Source organism: Sphingobacterium paramultivorum (assembly GCF_014109745.1).
GTDB lineage: Bacteria > Bacteroidota > Bacteroidia > Sphingobacteriales > Sphingobacteriaceae > Sphingobacterium > Sphingobacterium paramultivorum.
In genome coordinates this window covers 3,649,459-3,670,468 of the sequence record NZ_CP058555.1, presented here as the reverse complement: position 1 = coordinate 3,670,468, position 21,010 = coordinate 3,649,459, and the positions used below count along the sequence as shown (strand labels likewise).

Genomic DNA, 21,010 nt, shown 5'->3' with positions numbered 1-21,010 from the left:
AAATAACAAAAAGCCATCCAATCGGATGGCTTTTTTAGTATCTTTAAATACCGAAATAAGACAATTATACAAGCTATGACGACAAAATTAAATAACCCTGTATGGGTAATGAGTTCTGCATTTGATAAATTATCCTTACCGGAGTTGATTCAGACAACCAAAAGAATCGGAGCGGGGGGGATAGACCTTTGTGTGTTTAGAAAAGATGGTACCCGAGAAGATCATACCGCAACACATTTGGATTATGATGATTTCACTCCTGCAAAAGCAAGGGAAATCATTGAGCTGTTCAATCAGGCTGATTTAAAACTTTCGCTTGGTGCTTTTGAAAATATGATTGGTGGTGATCCTGAGCAACGTGTGAAGAATCAAAATCATTTATTGAAATTGATCCGTATTGCACATTTGCTTGGTGGTGATGCAAATAACGTCAAGGTAGGAACATTCGTTGGGTATAATCACGAATTGGGTAATCAAATTGATGGATTTCAAAAAAATCTTGAAGAATATAAGCGTGTATTTGCCCCCATTGTTAATTATGCAGAGAGTTTAGGCGTAACCATCCTCTATGAGAACTGCCCAATGGAAGGATGGCGCTCATCACGTTATAGCTCTACCTATAACAATCTTCCCGCTGTGCTGGCCGCTCGTAAATTAATGTATGCGATGATTCCGAGTAAAGCTCATGGTGAGATTTATGATCCTTCACATGATGTTTGGCAAAATACAAATCCGATTGAGGTTATTCGTAATACAGACATCAGCCGCTTACAGCGTATACATGTGAAGACTACACGTAATTTACAGACCGCTGCACGTATTGATTGGGGTGGAATGTACCCTATGCAGCATGTTGATGCTGAATTGGCTAAAAAGGCCAACGTAAGTATTCCTGGGCATGACTGGGATAGACATCACTATGAAGCAATGTTACCGGGCTTTGGTGGATCCGATAGTATGGATTGGCGCGGCTTTGTTGACTTATTGCAAGAACGTGGTTTCAGTGGTCCCTTTGAGATCGAAAACGAAGCTAAGAATTCGAAAGATACAGGTGATTTTTCTGCAACGGTTCAGGGATTTACGACGTGCCTCAACTTTTTAGCGCCGATGTTATGGGATTTAGAAGCAGAGGTGGGGTATTCTTATAAGAAATCTCAACCTTTAAAAGACCTGAACGTAAAAGATGTTCCAGTTGTTACTATTGATGAGTTAATTTAGTAGGATAAAAATGCACTCCAACAAAATGACTAGTTGTTGGAGTGTATTCTGAAGAGTTCAATAAGTTCAGGAATATTAGAAACATTGAGCTTTTCAAAGATTCTGCTTTTATAGGTGCTCACTGTTGAAGGGCTTAACTCCAACAAGCTAGATACTTCAATAATCCCCAGTCCCTTTATCAATTGCTTAGCAACGTCCACCTCTCTATTTGACAAACGTGCCAAGGGATTTAGTTTCGTCAGTTCAGACTTGCTCTGTGTCAATTTCTGAATATATAGATCCTGTACATTGCTCGACATGTACTTCCCTCTATCCTGAATAGCCAGAATAGCATTGGAAAGTTCAGCCATAGCTGTTGTTTTGTTGAGGTAGCCTACTGCTCCTGCTTCGATATAGCGTAGCGCATATAGTGATTCGTCATAAGACGAGAAAATCAAAATTTTGATGCTCGGTCGAATTTGAAGGATCTCCTCAACGACGCGTATATTATTTCCTCCCGGCATATTAATGTCCAGCAATAATAGGTCAAAATCCTCTACCTTTATTTTTTCAAGAACCTCGTCAAAGGTTTCAGCTTGGAATATTTCTGCCTTTTGAAGAGTTTCTTTAATAATAACGGAGGCTCCTAACCGTACAATACCGTGGTCGTCTGCTATAAGAATCTTTTTCATAGATATGCTATCTGATGCTGGGCTTTAATTACCGTATGAAATAAAGTACTAACAATATACAATATATCTTGATATTTTACTAGTTAACGCGCAAATATAAGAAATTAAGTTAATAAAAATTGGGGTGGGGCGAGTTGCGTGTTTTTTTTATATAAATAGGATATATGCTAGAAAATATAGCACAATATGAGTTTAACGATAAAAAATTAGCATATTTTAATTAGATTTATGTGACAATTATTAGTTTTGTCATAATTCATGGACTAAAAAAATTAAATATGGGATTTTTAAAAGAGTTTAAAGAGTTTGCAATGCGCGGTAGCGTAGTAGATCTAGCTGTCGGTGTTGTCATTGGTGGAGCTTTTGGTAAAATTGTCACCTCATTGGTTGATGATATTATCATGCCACCCATTGGTTATTTAACAGGTGGTGTTGATTTTTCCTCCAAAAAATTGATCTTGAAGGCTGCTGATGAAGCTACTAAACAAGCTGAAGTATCTATTAATTATGGAAACTTTATTAATGTGGTTATTCAATTTTTAATTGTAGCATTCTGTATTTTTTGTGTTATTAAGGCTTTAAATTCATTGAAACGTAAAGAGGAGGCAGCTCCGGCGGCACCTGCAGCACCAACCAAAGAAGAAACGCTTTTGACTGAGATCAGGGATATTCTGAAAAATAAATAGTGTAAGGTATATACTTTATTTATAAAAAACAGCACAGTCGAACTGTGCTGTTTTTTTATTTTGTGGTAATTGAAAAAATGTTTTTTGAAGCTGTAGCTGAATAAATTAGCTTGTCCGCGTCACATTAACTTTAAATGTTCGTAATATTGTTTGTTTTTGTCTAAAATAAACTTTACTTTTGCATTCCTCTTGGGGAGTTTTGTATTAATTGAAGTAAGAACAAATTAGCATAATAGCGTCATGAAAAGAACATTTCAGCCATCGCAAAGAAAGAGAAGAAACAAACACGGTTTTAGAGAGCGTATGAGCTCTGCAAACGGTAGAAGAGTATTAGCTTCACGTAGAGCTAAAGGTAGAAAACGTCTTACAGTGTCTGACGAATACCGTCACAAAGGTTAATCTTTGACAAGGATCGGTGGCCGCTTATAAGAACTTTTTCTAATAAGATTAAGTCATCGTATGAGAAATACATTTACAAAAGAAGAACGGTTATGTGCGAAAAGGCGTATTGATGCGCTTTTTAAAAGCGGTTCTTCTTTTGTCTTGTATCCGTTTAGAGTTGTTTTTATCTTCGAGAAAAACAACTTGACTGACGATATTCCCTCCAGTCAGTCTATCATTTCCGTATCCAAACGTAGGTTCAAAAGAGCAGTTGATCGCAATTCAATTAAGCGAATGATGCGTGAAAGTTACCGTTTACAAAAATCGAATGATTTGATTCCGTTTTTGTTGAAACATAATGTAACTTTGTATTTAGCTATTCAATATGTAGGCAAGCAGATCTTAGCGTATGATGTGTTTAGCACCGCAATGAATAAAATGCTGAAAAAATTGCAGAATGAATGTGCTGAAGCTTATTTGGAAAAAGGGGATTAGACCCTTGTTTAGTTTTATTTTCTTGGCTATTATTCGTTTCTATCAAGTTTTTATCTCACCATTTTTAGGCGCCAATTGTAGATATACGCCTACCTGTTCTCAGTATGGTAAGGAAGCTATTCTGAAATATGGTCCTTTTAAAGGTGGCTGGATGGCTTTGAAACGAATTGGGCGTTGCAACCCTTGGGGTGGCCATGGGCATGATCCTGTACCTTGATTTCTATAACGACGATGAATAATTTAATTTTACAAATTGATACGTCAACCACTGTATGTTCGGTTGCCTTGAGTGAAAATGGTCAAACGTTGCAAGTTATCGATCTCGATGAACAGAATGCTCATGCGGCTAAATTGACTATTTTGATTGAGGAAATTCTCAAACAGACAGGCCGAAAGATGCAGGATTTGAGCGCTGTTGCGGTGAGTATGGGGCCTGGCTCGTATACTGGCTTGCGTATAGGGGTATCTACGGCCAAAGGTCTTTGTTATGCCTTAGATATACCTTTAATCGCTATTAATACGTTAGAAGCGTTGTTTTTAGGGTATAAAGGGCAATTCGGTTTAACAGAAGATGAAGCTTATCTTCCTATGCTCGATGCCCGTCGGATGGAAGTCTATACAGCAGTTTATAATCATGATGCTACGTTGGTGAGAGCAACATCTGCAGAGATCATCGATGTTGATTATTTCAATGAATTATTGCTGAACTACCATCGTGTCCATTTGTTTGGTTCGGGAGCCGATAAATTCGAAGATTTGTTCAGCACAACGGATCACGTGGATGTGCTGAGCGGATTTAATGTTTCCGCGGCTTTTCTATCGACGTTGGCTTTTGATAAATTTCAGCGCAGAGAGTTTGAGGATGTCGCTTATTTCGAGCCATTCTATCTTAAAGATTTTGTGGTTACCACGGCAAAGAAAAAGGTTGGCTTATTATAGCCAGCCTTTTCTTTTGAACCACAAATAAATCGCAAGGGATATGGCGACCATGATCCCCATGGCTACCGGATATCCATAGTACCATTCTAATTCGGGCATATTTTTGAAATTCATTCCATAAATTCCTGCCACAAAAGTGATTGGCATAAAAAATACGGAGAAAATTGTCAGGATACGCATAATCTCATTGGTGTGATTAGACGAGATGTTGAAATACACATTAAGCAGCTGTGCTACATTTTCCGATAAGTTTTCGTACAAGGTTGATGTCCGGACCTGCAGATCTTTTAAATCCCGGGTGTACACATCCTTTTTGGAGGATGAATGAAAATGCTCAACAACCTCCTTGTAGAGAAAGATGACCTTTCGTGCAACATCAATCTGCCTTTTTATAAAATAGAGATTTTTCAGTATTGGCTGTTGCTTCATGCGTTTCAGAAAAATCAATTCTTCGTATGCATCGATGCGTGTTGAAAGTTGCTCTAACGTTTGGCTAAAGGTAAATACAGCTGCAGTCGTGATAAATACAGCCAGTTTACGGCTGTTTTTTGTCTTGATGGACGTAAATTCAATGTTCTTAAGTTTTTCTAAAAATTCAATACGACGTTTGTGTACAGTAATCACAAAATCGCTTCCGTAGAAGATGGTCAGGCGGTCGGTGATTTCTCCGATGCTGTCTGAATTTTCCTTGAAATTGTCCGACATGACACGAAGAATAACAAAGGTATAATTCTCAAATTCTTCAATTTTCGGTAGATGTTCTGGTTCTTTGGAATCCTTGATCGAAGCTTCATTCAAATTGAAGCGCTCTTTAATGAAGGTGAAGTCTTCTGAGGTTGGCTCAGCTATATCTATCCATTCGTAGTTTGCGATTTCCTTTTCAACAATCGTTCTGACCATAAATCTAATTTTAGTAAGGACAAGATAAGAAAGAAAATAAAAAAAGCCATCAACGGAGTCGATGGCTTTCCTAAATTATTATGATCTTCTATTTGTTTGAAGATTTATATTCTTCGTTTAACTGTTTGATTACTTCATTAGTGATTTCCAAAGATGGGTCAGCATACAATACAGTTGGGTTGCTTTTTGAATAGGTAAGCACCAGTTTGTAGCCATTTTCTGCAGCATGTTTTTTCAGGAATTCGGTAATTTTATTATAAACATTGTTGAACTCTTCAGACTCGTCTTTTGCAATAGAGGAAGAAGCTGTTTGGTCTAAACGTGCAAGCTCATCTTGTTTACGCGCTAGTTTTTGTTCAGTAGCTTGTCGATCAGGAGCAGACATTGTAGCTGCATTTTTTTGATATTCGGCAACTTCACGTTGGAATGCAGTACTTTTAGATTGCAGATCCGTTTGTGCTTTCTTTACTTTGTTTTCAAGCTTCGATTTAATGTCCTTAAAATATTGATATTTTTCAGAAAGTGAATCCGAGTTTAAATAGACGATTTTATCTTTGTTACTTCCCTGGCTCTCCTTGCTTACGGTATTGGAATCATTTTTTGCAGGTTCGTTTGTTGTTTTTGCACCTTGGTTACATGATGCAATAGTTCCAACCAATAAAAGGCCAAAGGAAACTTTCGATACAATTGAAAATATAGTGTTCATTTTTTTGTTATTTGCAAATTATTACTGAAAACAAACCTAACATAAAAAAATCGAAATTCTAGTTTTTAGTAATAAAAAAGTAAAATTATCCTGTGTATTATAATTCGGAATATAGGTGCAATACTTGTTCACGGACTTGATAAATCGGCCAAAATTTCGTATTTTTGAATATTACATTTAAGAGGTTTTCAATGAGCGAAGAAAATAAGAATGCATCCACCTATTCGGCCGATAATATTCAGGTATTAGAGGGTTTAGAGGCGGTTCGTAAGCGTCCATCCATGTATATCGGTGACACCGGTGTAAAAGGATTGCACCATTTGGTATACGAGGTTGTTGATAATTCAATCGATGAAGCTGTAGCGGGATATTGTACAGATATCTTTGTTACTATCCATAAAGATAACTCTATTTCTGTTCGCGATAACGGTCGGGGTATTCCTACAGGGATCAACAAAAAAGAGAATAAATCAGCCTTAGAGCTTGTAATGACAGTATTGCACGCCGGAGGTAAATTTGATAAAGATACATACAAGGTTTCTGGTGGTCTGCATGGTGTTGGGGTTTCCTGTGTGAATGCGCTGTCTACCCTTTTGAAGGCCGAGGTTCATCGTGATGGAAAGATCTATCAGCAGGAGTACCAAATTGGTAAGCCCTTGTATGATGTGAAAGAAGTTGGTGTTTCGGATAAGACGGGTACTATTGTAACGTTCCATCCAGATGCGACGATTTTCACGCAGACTACGGTTTATAATTACGATACATTGGCAAATCGTCTTCGTGAGCTTGCATTTTTAAATAAAGGTGTAAACTTGACCTTGAATGATGAGCGTGATACAAATGAGGACGGTTCTGAAAAGAAAGAAACATTCTATTCGGAAGGTGGTCTGAAAGAGTTTGTGAAATTTTTAGATGGTAACCGTCAGTCGTTGATTCCTGAACCTATCTATGTTGAAGGCGTAAAACAAGGTATCCCTGTTGAACTGGCTTTACAATATAACGATACGTATTCGGAGAATGTCCATTCATATGTGAATAACATCAATACGATTGAAGGTGGCGCTCACGTTGCAGGATTCCGTCGTGGTTTGACACGTACCTTGAAAGCGTATGCGGACAAGTCTGGTTTGCTTAAAAACTTGAAAGTGGAAATTACTGGCGATGACTTCCGTGAAGGATTGACAGCCGTAATTTCGGTGAAGGTTGCAGAACCTCAATTTGAGGGACAAACCAAAACTAAATTAGGTAACTCTGAGGTGATGGGGGCTGTAGATGTTGCTGTTGGTGAGATCTTAGGTGTTTATCTGGAAGAGAATCCACGCGAAGCAAAATCTATTGTTCAAAAGGTTGTCATTGCAGCTCAAGCACGTGCTGCTGCACGTAAAGCCCGTGATTTGGTCCAACGTAAAACCGTTATGGGTGGCTCTGGACTTCCAGGTAAATTAGCCGACTGTCAAGACAACGATCCTACGAAATGTGAGATCTATTTTGTCGAGGGGGATTCTGCGGGTGGTACTGCCAAGTCTGGTCGTGATAGAAAGTATCAAGCAATCATGCCTTTACGAGGTAAGATTCTGAACGTCGAAAAAGCGATGGAACATAAGATCTACGAAAATGAGGAGATCAAAAATATGTTTACAGCTTTGGGGGTGAGTGTAGGTACTGCCGAAGATGCTAAGGCACTGAATATTGAAAAATTACGTTATCACCGCATCATCATCATGACCGATGCCGATGTGGATGGGTCCCACATTACAACATTGATCTTGACGTTCTATTTCAGATACATGAAGGAACTGATCGAGAGAGGATATGTATATATCGCTACACCGCCGCTATACTTAGTGAAAAAAGGAAAAGAGCATGAGTACGCTTGGAATGAAGACCAACGTATCAATGCGATTCAACGTTTGAAAGGATCAGGTAAAGAGGATAGCGTACACGTACAACGGTATAAAGGTCTTGGAGAGATGAATGCTGAACAGTTATGGGATACAACCATGAACCCTGAAACGCGTACTTTAAGACAGGTGACGATTGAAAACGCTGCGGAATGTGACCGTATCTTCTCGATGTTGATGGGTGATGAAGTTGCTCCGCGTCGTGAATTTATCGAGAAAAATGCACGCTATGCTAAAATTGATATTTAATTGATCTGATCATAAAAGAATAAAAAAGCCTGATGAAATTTTTCATCAGGCTTTTTTTATTCTTTTATATTTCCTAATTTCATACCAGTGAACCGCTTTCTGCCGGGAAAAAGGTTCATCGCCTAGCATTTAGCCAATATTAATTAAAACCTATTATGAAATATTGTAGCAAAATTTTGCTCTTTATAGGTTGTTTTATTGGACTAACCTGTATGGCGCAAACAAATGAAAAAATCGATCTCCAAGATTTATTTGAAAGCTTATCGGAAGAACTTCCTGAGGATGCTGATTTGAGCGAATTGACTGAAAAGTGGTATTATTATCTCAAACACCCCATCGATCTCAATAAGACTGATGGCAGAGAGCTCTCTGAATTACAATTTTTAAATCCTTTATTGATCGGACGCCTACTGGACCATAGGGCCATTTCAGGAGATTTTATCAACGCACTCGAATTACAGTCCATTGAAGGATTTAATGAACCGATAATCAGTTTGCTGTTACCTTTCGTAAGTGTAGGCGCCGGGTCTCCCCTTGAAACTCTGAAATCGAGAAATTTTAAACAGGAATTTATAATACGATACGCCCGGGCACTCGAAAAAGCAAAAGGCTATCGTATAATGGATACGGCGAGATCCCATTATCTCGGCGATGCGAATCGCTATGCGATAAGATATCGAGCCCAATTGAATGATGCGATTCATCTCGCGCTTAACATGGAGAAAGATGCCGGAGAACCATTTTTTAGAGACAGACAAAAAATGGGATTTGATTTCTATAGCCTAAGTATATCGATAAAGTCTTTAGGCCGTTTCAAGAATATCGTGATCGGCGATTATGCTTTGCAATTTGGCCAGGGACTCAGTATGTGGAACGGTTTGAATTTTGGAAAAGGGGGATTGGTACAGCATACTGCAAGACAAGGGATCGGTGTAAAGTCATATACGTCATTAAATGAGGCTAATTTTATGCGTGGCATTGCAGGAACATTACAGATTAGGCAGGTTGAAATTACACCTTATTTCTCCTACCAATCCATTGATGGAAAAGTTGACCGTACAACTTCTCCGCCTACGATTTCAACGATTGCAAGCTCAGGCTTGCATCGAACTGCAACCGAACAGCAATACCGTCATGCCGCATCTCAACTGGCCTATGGATTGAATCTATTGTGGCGCTATAAGCGGTTCAAAATGGGTGTTCATTTCAATCAGACGCAATTGAATGTCTTCAAAATAAAAGGGAAGGCAATACGGCAAGAAGCTGACTTTGAAGGTGATTTTTTACGAAATATAAGTCTATATGCAAACTATACAATTCGAAATGCTTATTTATTTGGCGAATATGCCAACAGCATGGATGGTGGTTCAGCACTGTTAGCAGGATCTATCATAAGTTTGCATCCACGTTTATCGTCGGTTATATTGCTTCGGGACTATAAGAAGAATTTTCATACTTTTTATGGACAGGGATTTGGTGAATCGGATAACACCTCCAACGAGCAGGGGGCTTATTTGGGACTAACGTATCAATTGGGTAGAAAATTACTCTGGTCAAATTATGCCGATATATTTCGTTTTCCGGGAGCAAAGTATCAGGCTGATACGCTATCTACAGGTGCTGATTTCTTTAGCCAGCTGAGTTACATGTGGTACAAAAAAGGCCAACTTTCGTTGCGCTATCGCAACCGATTGAAACAAGTTAACTACCAAGGAGAGGGACAAACCGAGAATGGGCTTGTGAATACCAGCAAACAGCAGTTCAGGGTAGAATTTCAATACCGCCTAAGTTCAATATGGACTATTCGCTCCCGTGTGGAAGCCAATTTATTCCAAAAAGAGTATCAGGGAAATAGTTTCGGATATATGTGTTATCAGGATATATTTTGGAAGTCTAGCGCTGGAAAATTCCAGTCGAATATACGCGTTGCGTATTTCGATGCGGCAAGTTATGATAATCGGATCTATGCTTATGAGCAGGATGTATTATATGCATCTGGTTTTGGAATGTACAATACAAGGGGATGGAGAATGTATTTAAATCTGCAGTATCGGTTAAGCCGCCATGTTCAGGTATGGGCCAAATATGCGATCTATTACTATCCCGAAAGGGGGAGTATTGGGACTGGACTGGATCAAATTGAGGGCAATAAAAAATCGGAGGTTAAGGTGCAGTTGAGGTGGCAGTTATGAAAAAGTTGAGTTTTCTGCAAAGATTGGAGCGACTTCCTACGCTGAAGCTTGCTGTTCCATATCTTGTGACGCTTCTTCTGGCACCTGGATTGCCGATGTCGCTCCATATTTTCCAATGCGTTCAACAGTTATTGGTTGTGCTGGTTTTGATAACGTTTTGTTGTTATTTATTAAAGGGAAGAATTCGCCGATATGGCTATAGCTACGGGTATTATGTGTCTGTTGTATTATTTGGAATTTTCCAATTTTGGCGCGAGGACCCTTTGGTTACAATCAGTCATTTTTCCCATATAATGACGGATAGTTATGTAGTCAAAATTATTGAAGAGCCAAAAATGAAGCGGGATATCATTCGTTTTTCGGCAGAAGTAGTAGGAGCTTACCAAAAAGGTGAATTTGTTGAAACTACAGGTAGACTAATGTTATCGCTAAAATCTAGCCAGAAGAATTCACTGCAGTTTGGTGATCTATTGTGGTTAAAAGGTCAAGTAAAGGAAATAGCTCCGCCATTCAATCCAATGGAATTTGACTACAGACAGTATTTGAAAAGACAGCATATCTATCATGAAATTTTCGCAGTCTTTGGTCGGTATAAGCTGATCAACAGGAAAGAAACAACGGCTTTTTCATTAACTGGGCTCGCTTTACAAACGAGGAGATATTTTTTGGTTAAGCTTCGTCCCCATATCAAAAGGGATGAGCACTTTGCTATTGCGTCAGCTTTATTATATGGTTCTCGGAGCGATATCAGTGCCGAAAGCATCCAGGTGTTCACCAATACAGGAACGATACATGTGTTAAGTGTATCGGGAATGCATGTTGCTGTTTTATTCGGTTTTTTATCTCTTATTTTCAAGCGAATTGCCTGGCCTTCCTATCTCAGATGGCTGCCACTAATTTTGTTATGGAGTATGATCTGGATATATGCTTTTATTGCAGGACTTGATCCGCCCATTACGCGGGCAGCTATTATGATTAGTTTTGTGCTGTGTGCACAGCATTTTAAACGAAGCTTTTCAACACTGAATTCGCTTATTATTGCCGCATTATTGATTTTGCTGGTCGTTCCCCGGGCTGTTGTTGATGTGGGTTTTCAGCTGTCCTTTCTCGCCGTTTTGGGTATGACGATATGTTCGCCGCTTGTCGAGGGATTCCTTCCGGTCAAAAGACCAATATTACGACTTTTGAGAGATGCATTGGCTGTTTCTATTGCTGCGCAGATACTGACAACGCCACTGAGCCTTTACTATTTTGGTCAATTCCCAACTTATTTTCTGATAGCCAATGTATTAGTCGATTTGCCTTCAACCTTAGTGATGTACCTTGGTTTTATCATGACAATCAATCCAATGCAGGGGCTTAACGATTTATTGGGTTTCCTTTTGGAGCATCTCATTGCTTTCATCTTATACTGTTTGAAATTTATTGACCATTTGGCTTTTTCAACAATAAAAGTTGAACCTATGGGGCTGGAGCTTCTATTTTTGACCTATTTTGCACTATTTTCTTTTTTATATGCTTTTCAATGGAAAGATAAAAAATACGTTTGGTTAGGGGGATGCTGTACAATTGGAATACTATTGATCACTGCGCAAAAATGCTTAGAAAATAAAGATGTAGAACGGTTTCGGGTCTATAATACGAAGCATGAGTTGACGATCGGGTATTTCAAAGGTGGGCGCGGTATCGTTTACAGTACATTTGATTCTTTGCAAGCCTCAGGCTTGCAATATTCATGTGGAAGAGAAATCCAATTATTGACGAGTGAAAAAGTTCAGTTTGTAGCTTTGAATGGTCGGGAGCGGAAAAACTATCTTGTTACGCTCCCCTTGGGTAATATCGCTATTCTGTGCCATGCCGTTGAAACTATGCCACAAGCTGACCTCGTTATTGTCAGGAAAAATTTACTAAATGGTTTACCCCATTTATTGAAGCAAATTAGACCAAAACTTGTTATACTGGATGGATCCAATTCGATGGAGAAATCCAGGCATATACAACGTATGTTAGATAGTTTGGGGATACAGAATTATCTCATGAAGGATAATTTTGCGTATGTTTGGGATAAGGAGAACTTATGACGCAAGATAGTATATCAATCTTAAGGCAATACTGGGGATTCGATTCATTTAGACCCCTGCAGGAAGAAATTATTCAATCGGTCATTTCAGGTAAAGATACACTGGCTTTATTGCCGACTGGCGGTGGAAAGTCGATTTGTTTTCAAGTACCTGCCTTGATGCGAGAAGGGATTTGTATTGTCGTTACACCGCTTATAGCATTGATGAAAGATCAGGTTGAGCATTTGAAAAAAAATGGAATTCAAGCGGTCGCAATTTATGCTGGAATGCGGAAGAGGGAGGTGGATATTACATTGGATAATTGCGTCTATGGGCAAATAAAATTTCTCTATCTTTCTCCCGAAAGATTGTACAATGATATAGTAAGGGAGCGCATACGATTTATGAATGTAAATCTGTTTGCCATAGACGAAGCGCATTGTATTTCTCAATGGGGATATGATTTTAGACCGCCCTATTTAGAACTCGCTAAGTTACGGGAACTGCATCCCAAGGTTCCTTTTCTGGCTCTTACAGCGACCGCAACTGAGCGTGTCATCAGCGATATACAACAGAAACTGAATTTTCCGAAAGAAAATGTATTTGTCAAAAGCTTTCTCCGCGACAATTTGGCTTATATGGCCATTGAAGAAGAGGATAAGATGGGGCGCATGGTACGGATTATACATAAGTTGGGTGGATCCGGTATTGTCTATGTCAGAAATCGGCGAGAAACGCAGGAGATAGCCCGTATTTTGGTCAATAACGGCATTTCAGCAGATTATTATCATGCTGGGCTTTCGGGGCAGGAACGGGATCAGAAACAGCAGGGATGGATGACAAATGTTGTTCGCGTTATTGTAGCTACAAATGCGTTTGGGATGGGAATTGATAAACCCGATGTACGGTTTGTGATTCATCTCGATTTGCCCGATTCGCTGGAGGCCTATTATCAAGAAGCCGGTAGGGCAGGAAGAGATGGCAAGAAGGCCTATCCCGTTATTCTTTATCAAAAGGCAGATGAGCAGAAGCTTGTCGATAATTTGCAAGCTAGCTTTCCTGATATTCCATTTATTCAACAGACCTATCATTACCTTTGTAATCATTTTCAGATTCCCTATGGTTCTGGAGAAGGAGTGACTGTAGATTTTGATGTTGTTGCATTTGCCAAAAAATATCAACTGCCATTGGTTCCTGTTATGAATGCGCTGAAGTTTCTGGAGCGCGACACTTGGTTGGTTTTGTCAGAAGCTGTCACAATACCCTCACGCTTTAAGTTTGAAATTGATAGCGCCGAATTGTATAAAGTTCAGGTGCAGTATGTAAAATATGATAAGCTCATTAAAGCTATTTTGCGCAGCTATGGAGGTGTATTTGAAAACTATATCCTCATCAATGAATATGAATTTGCACGTAAGTTAGGGCTGCCTTATGATCGTGTCGTCGAGCTGTTGAAATCGTTGGAGACATTGGAAATAGCGAGCTATCTGCCTTCTACAGATGCGCCACAACTGACCTTTTTGCAGAACCGCGTCGATTACAAACACCTGCATATCGATCATATTTTTATTCGTGATCGACATCAGGTGAAGGAAGAGGAAGTCAATGGCATGATCGGTTATATTGAACATAGCAATTGCCGTAGTCAGTCGCTGTTGTTATATTTTGGAGAGAAAAATGCGGGGTTCTGTGAAGTATGCGATTTATGTCTGATCCGCAATCATCAGGAAAAGCAGCGGGCAAATATAAAAGCAGAAATCAAAAACAGTTTGCTTGCTGGAGCAAAAAATATTCATGATTTGGTGGCAAGTTTGACGATAGGTACAGAAAAGAAAAGAATAGAGATTATCCGTGATCTCCTAGATGCCGAAAAAATTCGCTTGGAGGATAATCTCTATTCTTGGAATACCTTGTTTTAAACTATTTTTCGATGGGTAGATTGAGCTCCTCACGGCCCCATTCCGACCAAGAACCATCGTATACACGGATTTGCTCGTGACCAGCAAGATGACAAGCAAATGCTAAGATTGAGGCCGTGATACCCGATCCACAGGAGAATACATATTCATTTCCGGTCGCATTAAAATGATCAAATTGCTGTTTCAATTCATCAACGGGTTTATAAACGATTCCGTCAAATAATTCTTCGAAAGGGAAATTTTTGGAGTGGGGAATATGCCCACCATGAAGGCCTTTCCGGGGTTCAGCTACTAAACCACTAAATCGACCTTTACTTCTGGCGTCAAAAATATTCACTTGAGCATCCCGATAATGTGTTAAGATATACTCTTTATCGGCATACAGGTTTGCTTGAAATTGGGCTTTAAAGTTACTGGGTCTTGCAGTGGTTGTATACTGGTCTACGAGTGGCAGTTTGTTATTTTTCCAAGCGGGAACACCGCCATTTAGAATAAAGACCTGTTCAAATCCCATGACCTTAAACATCCACCATGCCCTTGGGCTTGAATAAACGCCCCATCTGTCATATAAGACGACCGTACTATCCTGATTAATTCCCAGGCTTTGCATTTCGTGTTCGAATACTTCTGCCGACACGAGGGTATGCGGTAATTTAGAAGTTGGATCCGATAGCTTTCCTTCGATGTCAAAAAATTGAGAATGGGGAAGTATTTCGAGCTTGGTATCCTTGATGGATTGGCCTACTTTGTCGATCGTACAATCGAGAAGGACAATGTCTGTATGCTGTCCCAATAATTCCTGAAGTTCGGTGGGGTTAATTAAGGCTGATTTGAATGACATAACAATAACGTTTATTGATACAAAATTACAAAAGCATCCCTATAAAAACAAAGCGGCTGTCCTTTTGGAACAGCCGCTTTTTATGGATTGAAATTGCTAATTACTTAGCGTTTTTATCATTTTCCATTTGCTCTTTCAATTGAGCTAACACGTCTAAGTCGCCTAAAGTAGATTTTTCAACAGAATCTTTTACTTTTTTAACAGCTGAAGATTCAGCTTTAGCGTCTTTTTTACGGTTGTTAGACTCTTCTTTGCGAGCTTCTTCTTTCTCTTCTTCCCAGATACGAGAGTGAGAAATTACCAAACGTTTGTTCTCTTTGTTGAACTCGATGATTTTGAATGAAGTAACTTCATCAACTTTCAATGAAGAACCGTCTTCTTTAACAGAGTGTTTAGAAGGACAGAAACCTTCAACACCGTATTGTAAAGCTACGATATCACCTTTGTCACCAACTTTGATCACAGTACCTTCGTGGATAGAACCTTCAGTAAAGATCGTTTCGAAAGTATCCCAAGGGTTTTCTTCCAATTGTTTGTGACCTAAAGATAATTTACGGTTTTCTTCATCTAATTCTAAAACAACTACATCTAATGTTTCACCAACTTTAGTGAATTCGTTAGGGTGGTTGATTTTTTTAGACCAAGATAAATCAGAGATGTGGATCAAACCATCGATACCTTCTTCTAACTCAACAAATACACCGAAGTTAGTCATGTTTTTAACAACAGCTGTTTGTTTAGAACCTACAGGGTAACGCTCAGTGATATTTTTCCAAGGATCTGGAGTCAATTGTTTGATACCTAAGCTCATTTTACGCTCATCGCGGTCTAGCGTTAAGATTTGTGCTTCGATCTCATCACCAACTTTCAAGAACTCTTGTGGAGAACGTAAGTTTTGTGACCAAGACATTTCAGAAACGTGGATCAAACCTTCAACACCAGGGATGATTTCTAAGAAAGCACCGTAATCAGCAACTGTTACGATTTTACCTTTAACTTTAGAACCAATTTCTAATGCAGTATCTAAAGATTCCCAAGGATGCTCAGATAATTGTTTCAAGCCTAAAGCGATACGTTTTTTCTCATCATCAAAGTCTAATACAACAACGTTGATTGTTTGATCTAGCGATAAAACTTCTTTTGGATGCTCGATACGACCCCAAGAGATGTCTGTGATATGCAATAAACCGTCAACACCACCTAAGTCGATGAACACACCGAAGTCAGTGATATTTTTAACTGTTCCTTCTAATACTTGACCTTTTTCTAATTTAGCAACGATTTCAGATTTTTGGTTTTCTAAGTCGTTTTCAATTAATACTTTGTGTGATACGACAACGTTTTTGAATTCGTGGTTGATTTTCACAACTTTGAATTCCATTGTTTTACCTACGTATATATCGTAGTCACGGATAGGTTTGATATCGATTTGAGATCCAGGTAAGAATGCTTCAACACCTTTGATATCAACGATAAGACCACCTTTAGTACGGCTCTTAACGAAACCAGTAATGATTGCATCATTTTCCAATGCCTCATTGATAGCTTCCCAAGATTTTTGAGTTTTAGCACGTTTGCGAGAAAGTACTAATTGACCGTTAGCATCTTCTTGAGATTCAACGAATACGTCAACTTTGTCACCAACTTTTAATTCTGGTAAGTCACGGAATTCTGATAAAGAAACTAAACCGTCAGATTTGAAACCAACATTTAAGACTACGTCTTTGTTGTTGATAGAAACTACAGTACCTTCAATAATTTCACCTTGGTTAACTTGGTTGAAAGTATCTGCGTATTGTGCTTCAAGTTTAGCGCGTTCAGCTTCGCTATAATTTCCGAAACCTTTATCATTTGCATCCCAGTCAAATTCACCTTCTGGTGTGATCCAAGTGTTTGATTTGATTTCATCGATTAAGTTTGAATCAGCTTCTGATTCAATTTTTTCAGTGTCTTTCACTACTTTAGTGTCAGCACCTTGTAGCTCTGCGTTTTTCGCTGCTAATTCTTTTTCTGCTTCTTGTTTTTTTGCCATTAATTAATTTTCTCCTTTTTCCTACTTTGTAGGAGTTGCAAAGGTACAAAAAAACTTTAAATGCAAAATTTTATTTTTCTTATTTTATTGAAAGACTTTCAGTTATAGGGGACTTTTTACATGCCAATCTTACAACGGATGGTATTTGAATTGTACTATTGCTAATTCTCGACTTTATTTGTGGAAATCCTTTTCCGATAAAATAGATTTTAAGAGGCTTAAAACGACTAGTCTTCTCTCTTAAAAGAGTTGAAAATGCGTGGCTTGGCAATAACAATGGTTTGTTTAGACAGCGCTATTGCCGCATTCAGTTCATAACCCAATAATAAAATAAGCGTATTCAAGTAAATCCAGAGCATGATAACGATTAATGTCCCGATGGATCCGTACAATTTGTTATATGCGCCGAAATGATTGATATAAAATGTAAATATTGAAAACGTCAATATCGCTAGAATGGTAGCCATAGATGCTCCGGGACTAAAGAGTTTCCATTTATTGGAGGTAGAAGGGCCAAATTTATAAATACAGCTTACCGTGAAAAAGTAAATAGCGAATATAATCAACCATCGGGCGATTTTAAGTAGAATAGCCCAGAAGCTGGATTTAATACCTGTCGTTTCCTTGAGGTAGTCTATCGTAATACCAGCGATGGTAAATATCGTCATCCCCACGGTTAACGCAAAAATAATCAGGATAGCCAAAGCTAAAGCAAGCAATCGCTTTCTGATCCACGGTCTTCTTTCCGTCATCAATGAAGCCTTATTGAACGCATTCATGAGGGAGGCCATACCATTGGTCGCGAAATAGGCCGCAAACACAAAACCGAAGGATAGTAACCCGCCATTTTGATTCTTGATAATATCCTCCAAAGTCGTTTCAACAACGAGAAATGCATTTTTAGGAATAACTACGGCAAGGAAATCCAACAACTGTTCCTGAAAATTATTAATCGGAATATAAGGGATTAATGTAAATAGAAAAATGATTCCCGGAAAAATGGCCAATAGAAAGCTATAGGAGAGGGAAGAAGCCTTGCTGGCTATGGAATCTCTGGAAAGCTCCTGAAAAAAAAATACGGCCACAGTGTAAAGTGGTAGTGAGCCAAAGCCAGGTAGTACGACGCGTTTACTCCATTCGATTAATCTAAAATAAGGTTCAAAATTTAATAGCCATTGGTGGATTTTCCCCATATCAATTAAAATATTTACTCATCTTATCCAGGAAAACCTGTGGCGGCATACAAGGCCTATTTTTCTCCATATTGACAAAGACCAATGTTGTTTCTCCCTGGTTGAGTAGTTCCCCACTCTCATTGAAAAGCTCATATTCGAAAATGATGCGAACGGCGGGTTTCTGACGAATTGTTACACGTATTGTGATCAAGTCATCATATTTGCCTGGTTTCAGATATTTCGTTTTCATCTCCGCAACGGGGAGCATGACCCCCATTTCTTCCAGTTCCCGGTAGGATATCCCTGTGCTCCGCAACATTTCAGTTCTCGCTATTTCATAAAACGCAGCATAGTTTCCATAATAGACATAGCCCATTTGGTCTGTTTCTGCATAGCGGACGCGAATCTGATGGTCAAATACAAACATTATTTTTTAATATTTCTAGCGTCCAGAGCCTGTTGAAATTTACGTGCATTGATTAAATGCTCAGCTTCTGTTTTTGCAAAATTATGGTAACCCGAAAAATCATCTTTGGCACACATGTAGATATAATCATGTTGCTTAAAGTTTAAGACTGCATCAATTGCAGCGATACTTGGAATTGATATAGGGCCTGGAGGCAATCCTCTATAGATGTAAGTATTGTAAGGATTGTCTGTTCTGAGGTGCTTATTCAATACCCTTCTAATGGTAAAGTCATTATTAGCAAAGATCACCGTAGGATCTGCTTGCAATAACATACCTTTTTTGAGGCGGTTTAAATATAAGCCGACTATCATGGGCATTTCATCCTGGTGTAAGGCTTCACCTTTCACAATCGATGCCAATGTGCTCACCTGTTGTGGTGTCAGATTAAGCGCTTTTGCTTTTGCCGTGCGATCCGCATTCCAAAACTTTTTCCATTCATCATCAAAACGAGCAATTACTTTTTCCGGATTGGTGTTCCAGTAAATTTCGTAGGTATTGGGGATGAACATAGAAATCAGATTTTCTTTCGTAAATCCATACTTTTGTGCGGTAGCCTCATCATTCAATACAGCAATAAATTGAGCAGAATCTGCCTCAAAACTTTTTCCAAGGAGTGCGGCCATATTTTCTTTCAGTCGTACATTGGAAAACCTGAATTTTACCGGTTCTTGGTAGCCGCCAATCAAATTGCCGACTAAGCGTCTATTGTTCATCCCTGGGGTTAACAGATAACGTCCGGGTTTTATACTTTGCTCATATTTTTTATATTGTGCAGCACGCTCAAAGGAAGCGATATCATCCACGAGATTTGAATCCTTGATTGATTTCAATACATCTTCATATTTTTCACCCTCGTGTATGTACAGGTACTTTTTCTCTCCCGATACATTCGAAGCATAAAATGCTTTATAAAATGTCCAGGCAAAATAACCTCCAACAACGATAACGATTAGCGCAATGATTTTTAACCAACTTGGTATTCCTTTTTTATTTTCCATTCTAAAATTTTTTATTCATCTGTTGTTCGCTATTCATGGCGTTTATATAGCCCTTAGCAGTCAATGGTTGATGAATCTGCCAAGAACTCTAATCCATTATTATGGAGATCATTCAATGCAGCTTCATTTTTAAGTCAGTGGGCTTAAAAGCCTAGACTATTCCCTTTATTTTCTTTTTCCTTTTTTTGCCCTGCTGCAGGATTTGTCGTTGTCGTTTTAGCTGCAGGGCTATTTGTTGTGTTACTTTTTGCTGGAGCAACAGGCTTTGACTGAACCGGAGGTTTTGCCGCAGGCGGAGTAACCTGTGTTTGGTTTGCCTGTGGTTTAGGTGTTGTCGTACCACCAATTGGAGCTCCTGTAGTTGTTGTTGGTGCTGTGAGTGAAAGTGTTACGTCAATTTTAGCGCCTAAACTGGTCAGGCCCTTTTCTATTCCTGGTGATTGCACACTGATTACTGCAGTGGCTGTATCCGTTACGCTTGGATCATAGGTTACAGTACCTAGACCTAAGCCAGCTCCAGACAAGGCGAACTTTGCTTCGTTTAATGGAAGCCCAACTAAATTAGGTATCTCCACTTCATTTGCTCCCAGTCCATTTCCCAAAACTAGATCTATACGTGAACCTTTAGGAATCATGCGTCCGTTGCGGATAGATTGTCCCGCAAATTGAGCATCCAATACGATATCCCTGGCGATGTCTGCGACATAAGAAGTGTCACCGATTCGAAGGTTATGGTTTTTCAAGATGGCTGTTGCTTCGATCAATGTTTTATCTTTTATATTCGGAAAAGCAACTTCAGGTGCAACCTGTGTGATAATGGTCAAATAAATAGTCCGACCCGATTTTACATGAAATCCTTGTTCGGGATCCTGCTCTATGACCATGCCAGGTTTGGCATCCATCTGATAGACGGAGTCAATTTGATATTCCAGCCCGGCGTCCTCCAAAGCTTGGATGGCAGCACTGATATGAAGGCCTTTCACTTTAGGAACGGCGATAGATTCATCATGTTTGGTATATATTTTCAGTCCAATATAAACGAAAAGGAATAGACATACTATCGCAATAAGAGCGGCAATAAGATTTTTCCTAAAAGTGGGGGTCTGAAGATATTGTACGACTTTGGACATTTCTCTGTTTGATAAAAATTAATTCTGCATAGAACCGCAATATTAAAG

General features: G+C 39.0%; 19 protein-coding genes. 10 read left to right on the top strand and 9 right to left on the bottom strand.

The annotated features are described in order from the left end of the window. The first annotated feature begins 75 nt into the window (after positions 1–75). Positions 76–1,218, top strand: coding sequence for a sugar phosphate isomerase/epimerase family protein (locus HS960_RS15510; protein WP_153846552.1), 1,143 nt, complete (start codon positions 76–78; stop codon positions 1,216–1,218). Positions 1,219–1,247: 29 nt separating this feature from the next. Here the strand turns inward: HS960_RS15510 and HS960_RS15505 are convergent, their stop codons facing one another. Next, on the bottom strand, positions 1,248–1,889 hold the full coding sequence (locus HS960_RS15505; protein ID WP_120335355.1) for a response regulator transcription factor: 642 nt from the start codon (positions 1,887–1,889) through the stop codon (positions 1,248–1,250). 278 nt (positions 1,890–2,167) lie between these two features. Here HS960_RS15505 and mscL point away from each other — a divergent pair, with 278 nt between their 5' ends. From mscL to tsaB, 5 genes are all read left to right on the top strand, one after another. Further along, positions 2,168–2,575: a large-conductance mechanosensitive channel protein MscL gene (gene mscL / locus HS960_RS15500; RefSeq protein ID WP_046673978.1), complete on the top strand. Its 408-nt coding sequence runs from the start codon at positions 2,168–2,170 to the stop codon at positions 2,573–2,575. A 240-nt stretch (positions 2,576–2,815) separates the two neighbouring features. Beyond that, entirely contained in the window at positions 2,816–2,974 is a 159-nt protein-coding gene (gene rpmH, locus HS960_RS15495) for a 50S ribosomal protein L34 (RefSeq protein ID WP_075991291.1), read from the top strand. Between the two features lie 60 nt (positions 2,975–3,034). After that, positions 3,035–3,451, top strand: a complete 417-nt coding sequence (locus HS960_RS15490) for a ribonuclease P protein component (RefSeq protein ID WP_159731832.1) — start codon at positions 3,035–3,037, stop codon at positions 3,449–3,451. Beyond that, entirely contained in the window at positions 3,414–3,668 is a 255-nt protein-coding gene (yidD, locus tag HS960_RS15485; RefSeq protein WP_159731830.1) for a membrane protein insertion efficiency factor YidD, read from the top strand. Before HS960_RS15490 ends, yidD begins: the two co-directional genes overlap by 38 nt. Positions 3,669–3,682: 14 nt before the next feature. Next, on the top strand, positions 3,683–4,390 hold the full coding sequence (gene tsaB, locus HS960_RS15480) for a tRNA (adenosine(37)-N6)-threonylcarbamoyltransferase complex dimerization subunit type 1 TsaB (RefSeq protein WP_159731828.1): 708 nt from the start codon (positions 3,683–3,685) through the stop codon (positions 4,388–4,390). Here the strand turns inward: tsaB and HS960_RS15475 are convergent. After that, positions 4,385–5,290 carry a magnesium transporter CorA family protein gene (locus tag HS960_RS15475; RefSeq protein WP_153846556.1) on the bottom strand — a complete coding sequence of 302 codons (906 nt, stop codon included), beginning with the start codon at positions 5,288–5,290 and terminating at the stop codon, positions 4,385–4,387. The genes tsaB and HS960_RS15475 overlap by 6 nt on opposite strands. Before the next feature lie 88 nt (positions 5,291–5,378). Next, positions 5,379–5,996, bottom strand: a complete 618-nt coding sequence (locus HS960_RS15470) for an OmpH family outer membrane protein (RefSeq protein WP_088160428.1) — start codon at positions 5,994–5,996, stop codon at positions 5,379–5,381. 191 nt (positions 5,997–6,187) lie between these two features. Here HS960_RS15470 and gyrB point away from each other — a divergent pair, with 191 nt between their 5' ends. From gyrB to HS960_RS15450, 4 genes are all read left to right on the top strand, one after another. Continuing rightward, positions 6,188–8,146 carry a DNA topoisomerase (ATP-hydrolyzing) subunit B gene (gyrB, locus tag HS960_RS15465; protein ID WP_153846557.1) on the top strand — a complete coding sequence of 653 codons (1,959 nt, stop codon included), beginning with the start codon at positions 6,188–6,190 and terminating at the stop codon, positions 8,144–8,146. Between the two features lie 212 nt (positions 8,147–8,358). Next, on the top strand, positions 8,359–10,338 hold the full coding sequence (locus tag HS960_RS15460; protein WP_159731826.1) for a hypothetical protein: 1,980 nt from the start codon (positions 8,359–8,361) through the stop codon (positions 10,336–10,338). Then, entirely contained in the window at positions 10,335–12,419 is a 2,085-nt protein-coding gene (locus HS960_RS15455) for a ComEC/Rec2 family competence protein (RefSeq protein WP_182329966.1), read from the top strand. Before HS960_RS15460 ends, HS960_RS15455 begins: the two co-directional genes overlap by 4 nt. Continuing rightward, a complete protein-coding gene (locus tag HS960_RS15450) occupies positions 12,416–14,317 on the top strand; it encodes a RecQ family ATP-dependent DNA helicase (RefSeq protein ID WP_153846560.1) in 1,902 nt (633 codons plus the stop codon). Before HS960_RS15455 ends, HS960_RS15450 begins: the two co-directional genes overlap by 4 nt. Position 14,318: 1 nt before the next feature. Here the strand turns inward: HS960_RS15450 and HS960_RS15445 are convergent, their stop codons facing one another. The 6 genes from HS960_RS15445 to HS960_RS15420 form a co-directional block, all read right to left on the bottom strand. Then, complete coding sequence (locus HS960_RS15445) at positions 14,319–15,158, bottom strand: sulfurtransferase (protein ID WP_159731822.1); 840 nt, start codon at positions 15,156–15,158, stop codon at positions 14,319–14,321. 100 nt (positions 15,159–15,258) lie between these two features. Further along, positions 15,259–17,190, bottom strand: a complete 1,932-nt coding sequence (gene rpsA, locus HS960_RS15440) for a 30S ribosomal protein S1 (protein WP_153846562.1) — start codon at positions 17,188–17,190, stop codon at positions 15,259–15,261. Positions 17,191–17,417: 227 nt separating this feature from the next. After that, a complete protein-coding gene (locus tag HS960_RS15435) occupies positions 17,418–18,383 on the bottom strand; it encodes a YihY/virulence factor BrkB family protein (RefSeq protein ID WP_153846563.1) in 966 nt (321 codons plus the stop codon). A 1-nt stretch (position 18,384) separates the two neighbouring features. Then, a complete protein-coding gene (locus HS960_RS15430; protein WP_153846564.1) occupies positions 18,385–18,792 on the bottom strand; it encodes an acyl-CoA thioesterase in 408 nt (135 codons plus the stop codon). Next, a complete protein-coding gene (gene mltG / locus HS960_RS15425) occupies positions 18,792–19,832 on the bottom strand; it encodes an endolytic transglycosylase MltG (RefSeq protein WP_182329964.1) in 1,041 nt (346 codons plus the stop codon). The genes HS960_RS15430 and mltG overlap by 1 nt, the downstream gene beginning before the upstream one ends. Positions 19,833–19,975: 143 nt before the next feature. Next, positions 19,976–20,962 carry a PASTA domain-containing protein gene (locus HS960_RS15420; RefSeq protein ID WP_159731816.1) on the bottom strand — a complete coding sequence of 329 codons (987 nt, stop codon included), beginning with the start codon at positions 20,960–20,962 and terminating at the stop codon, positions 19,976–19,978. Between the last annotated feature and the right edge of the window lie 48 nt (positions 20,963–21,010).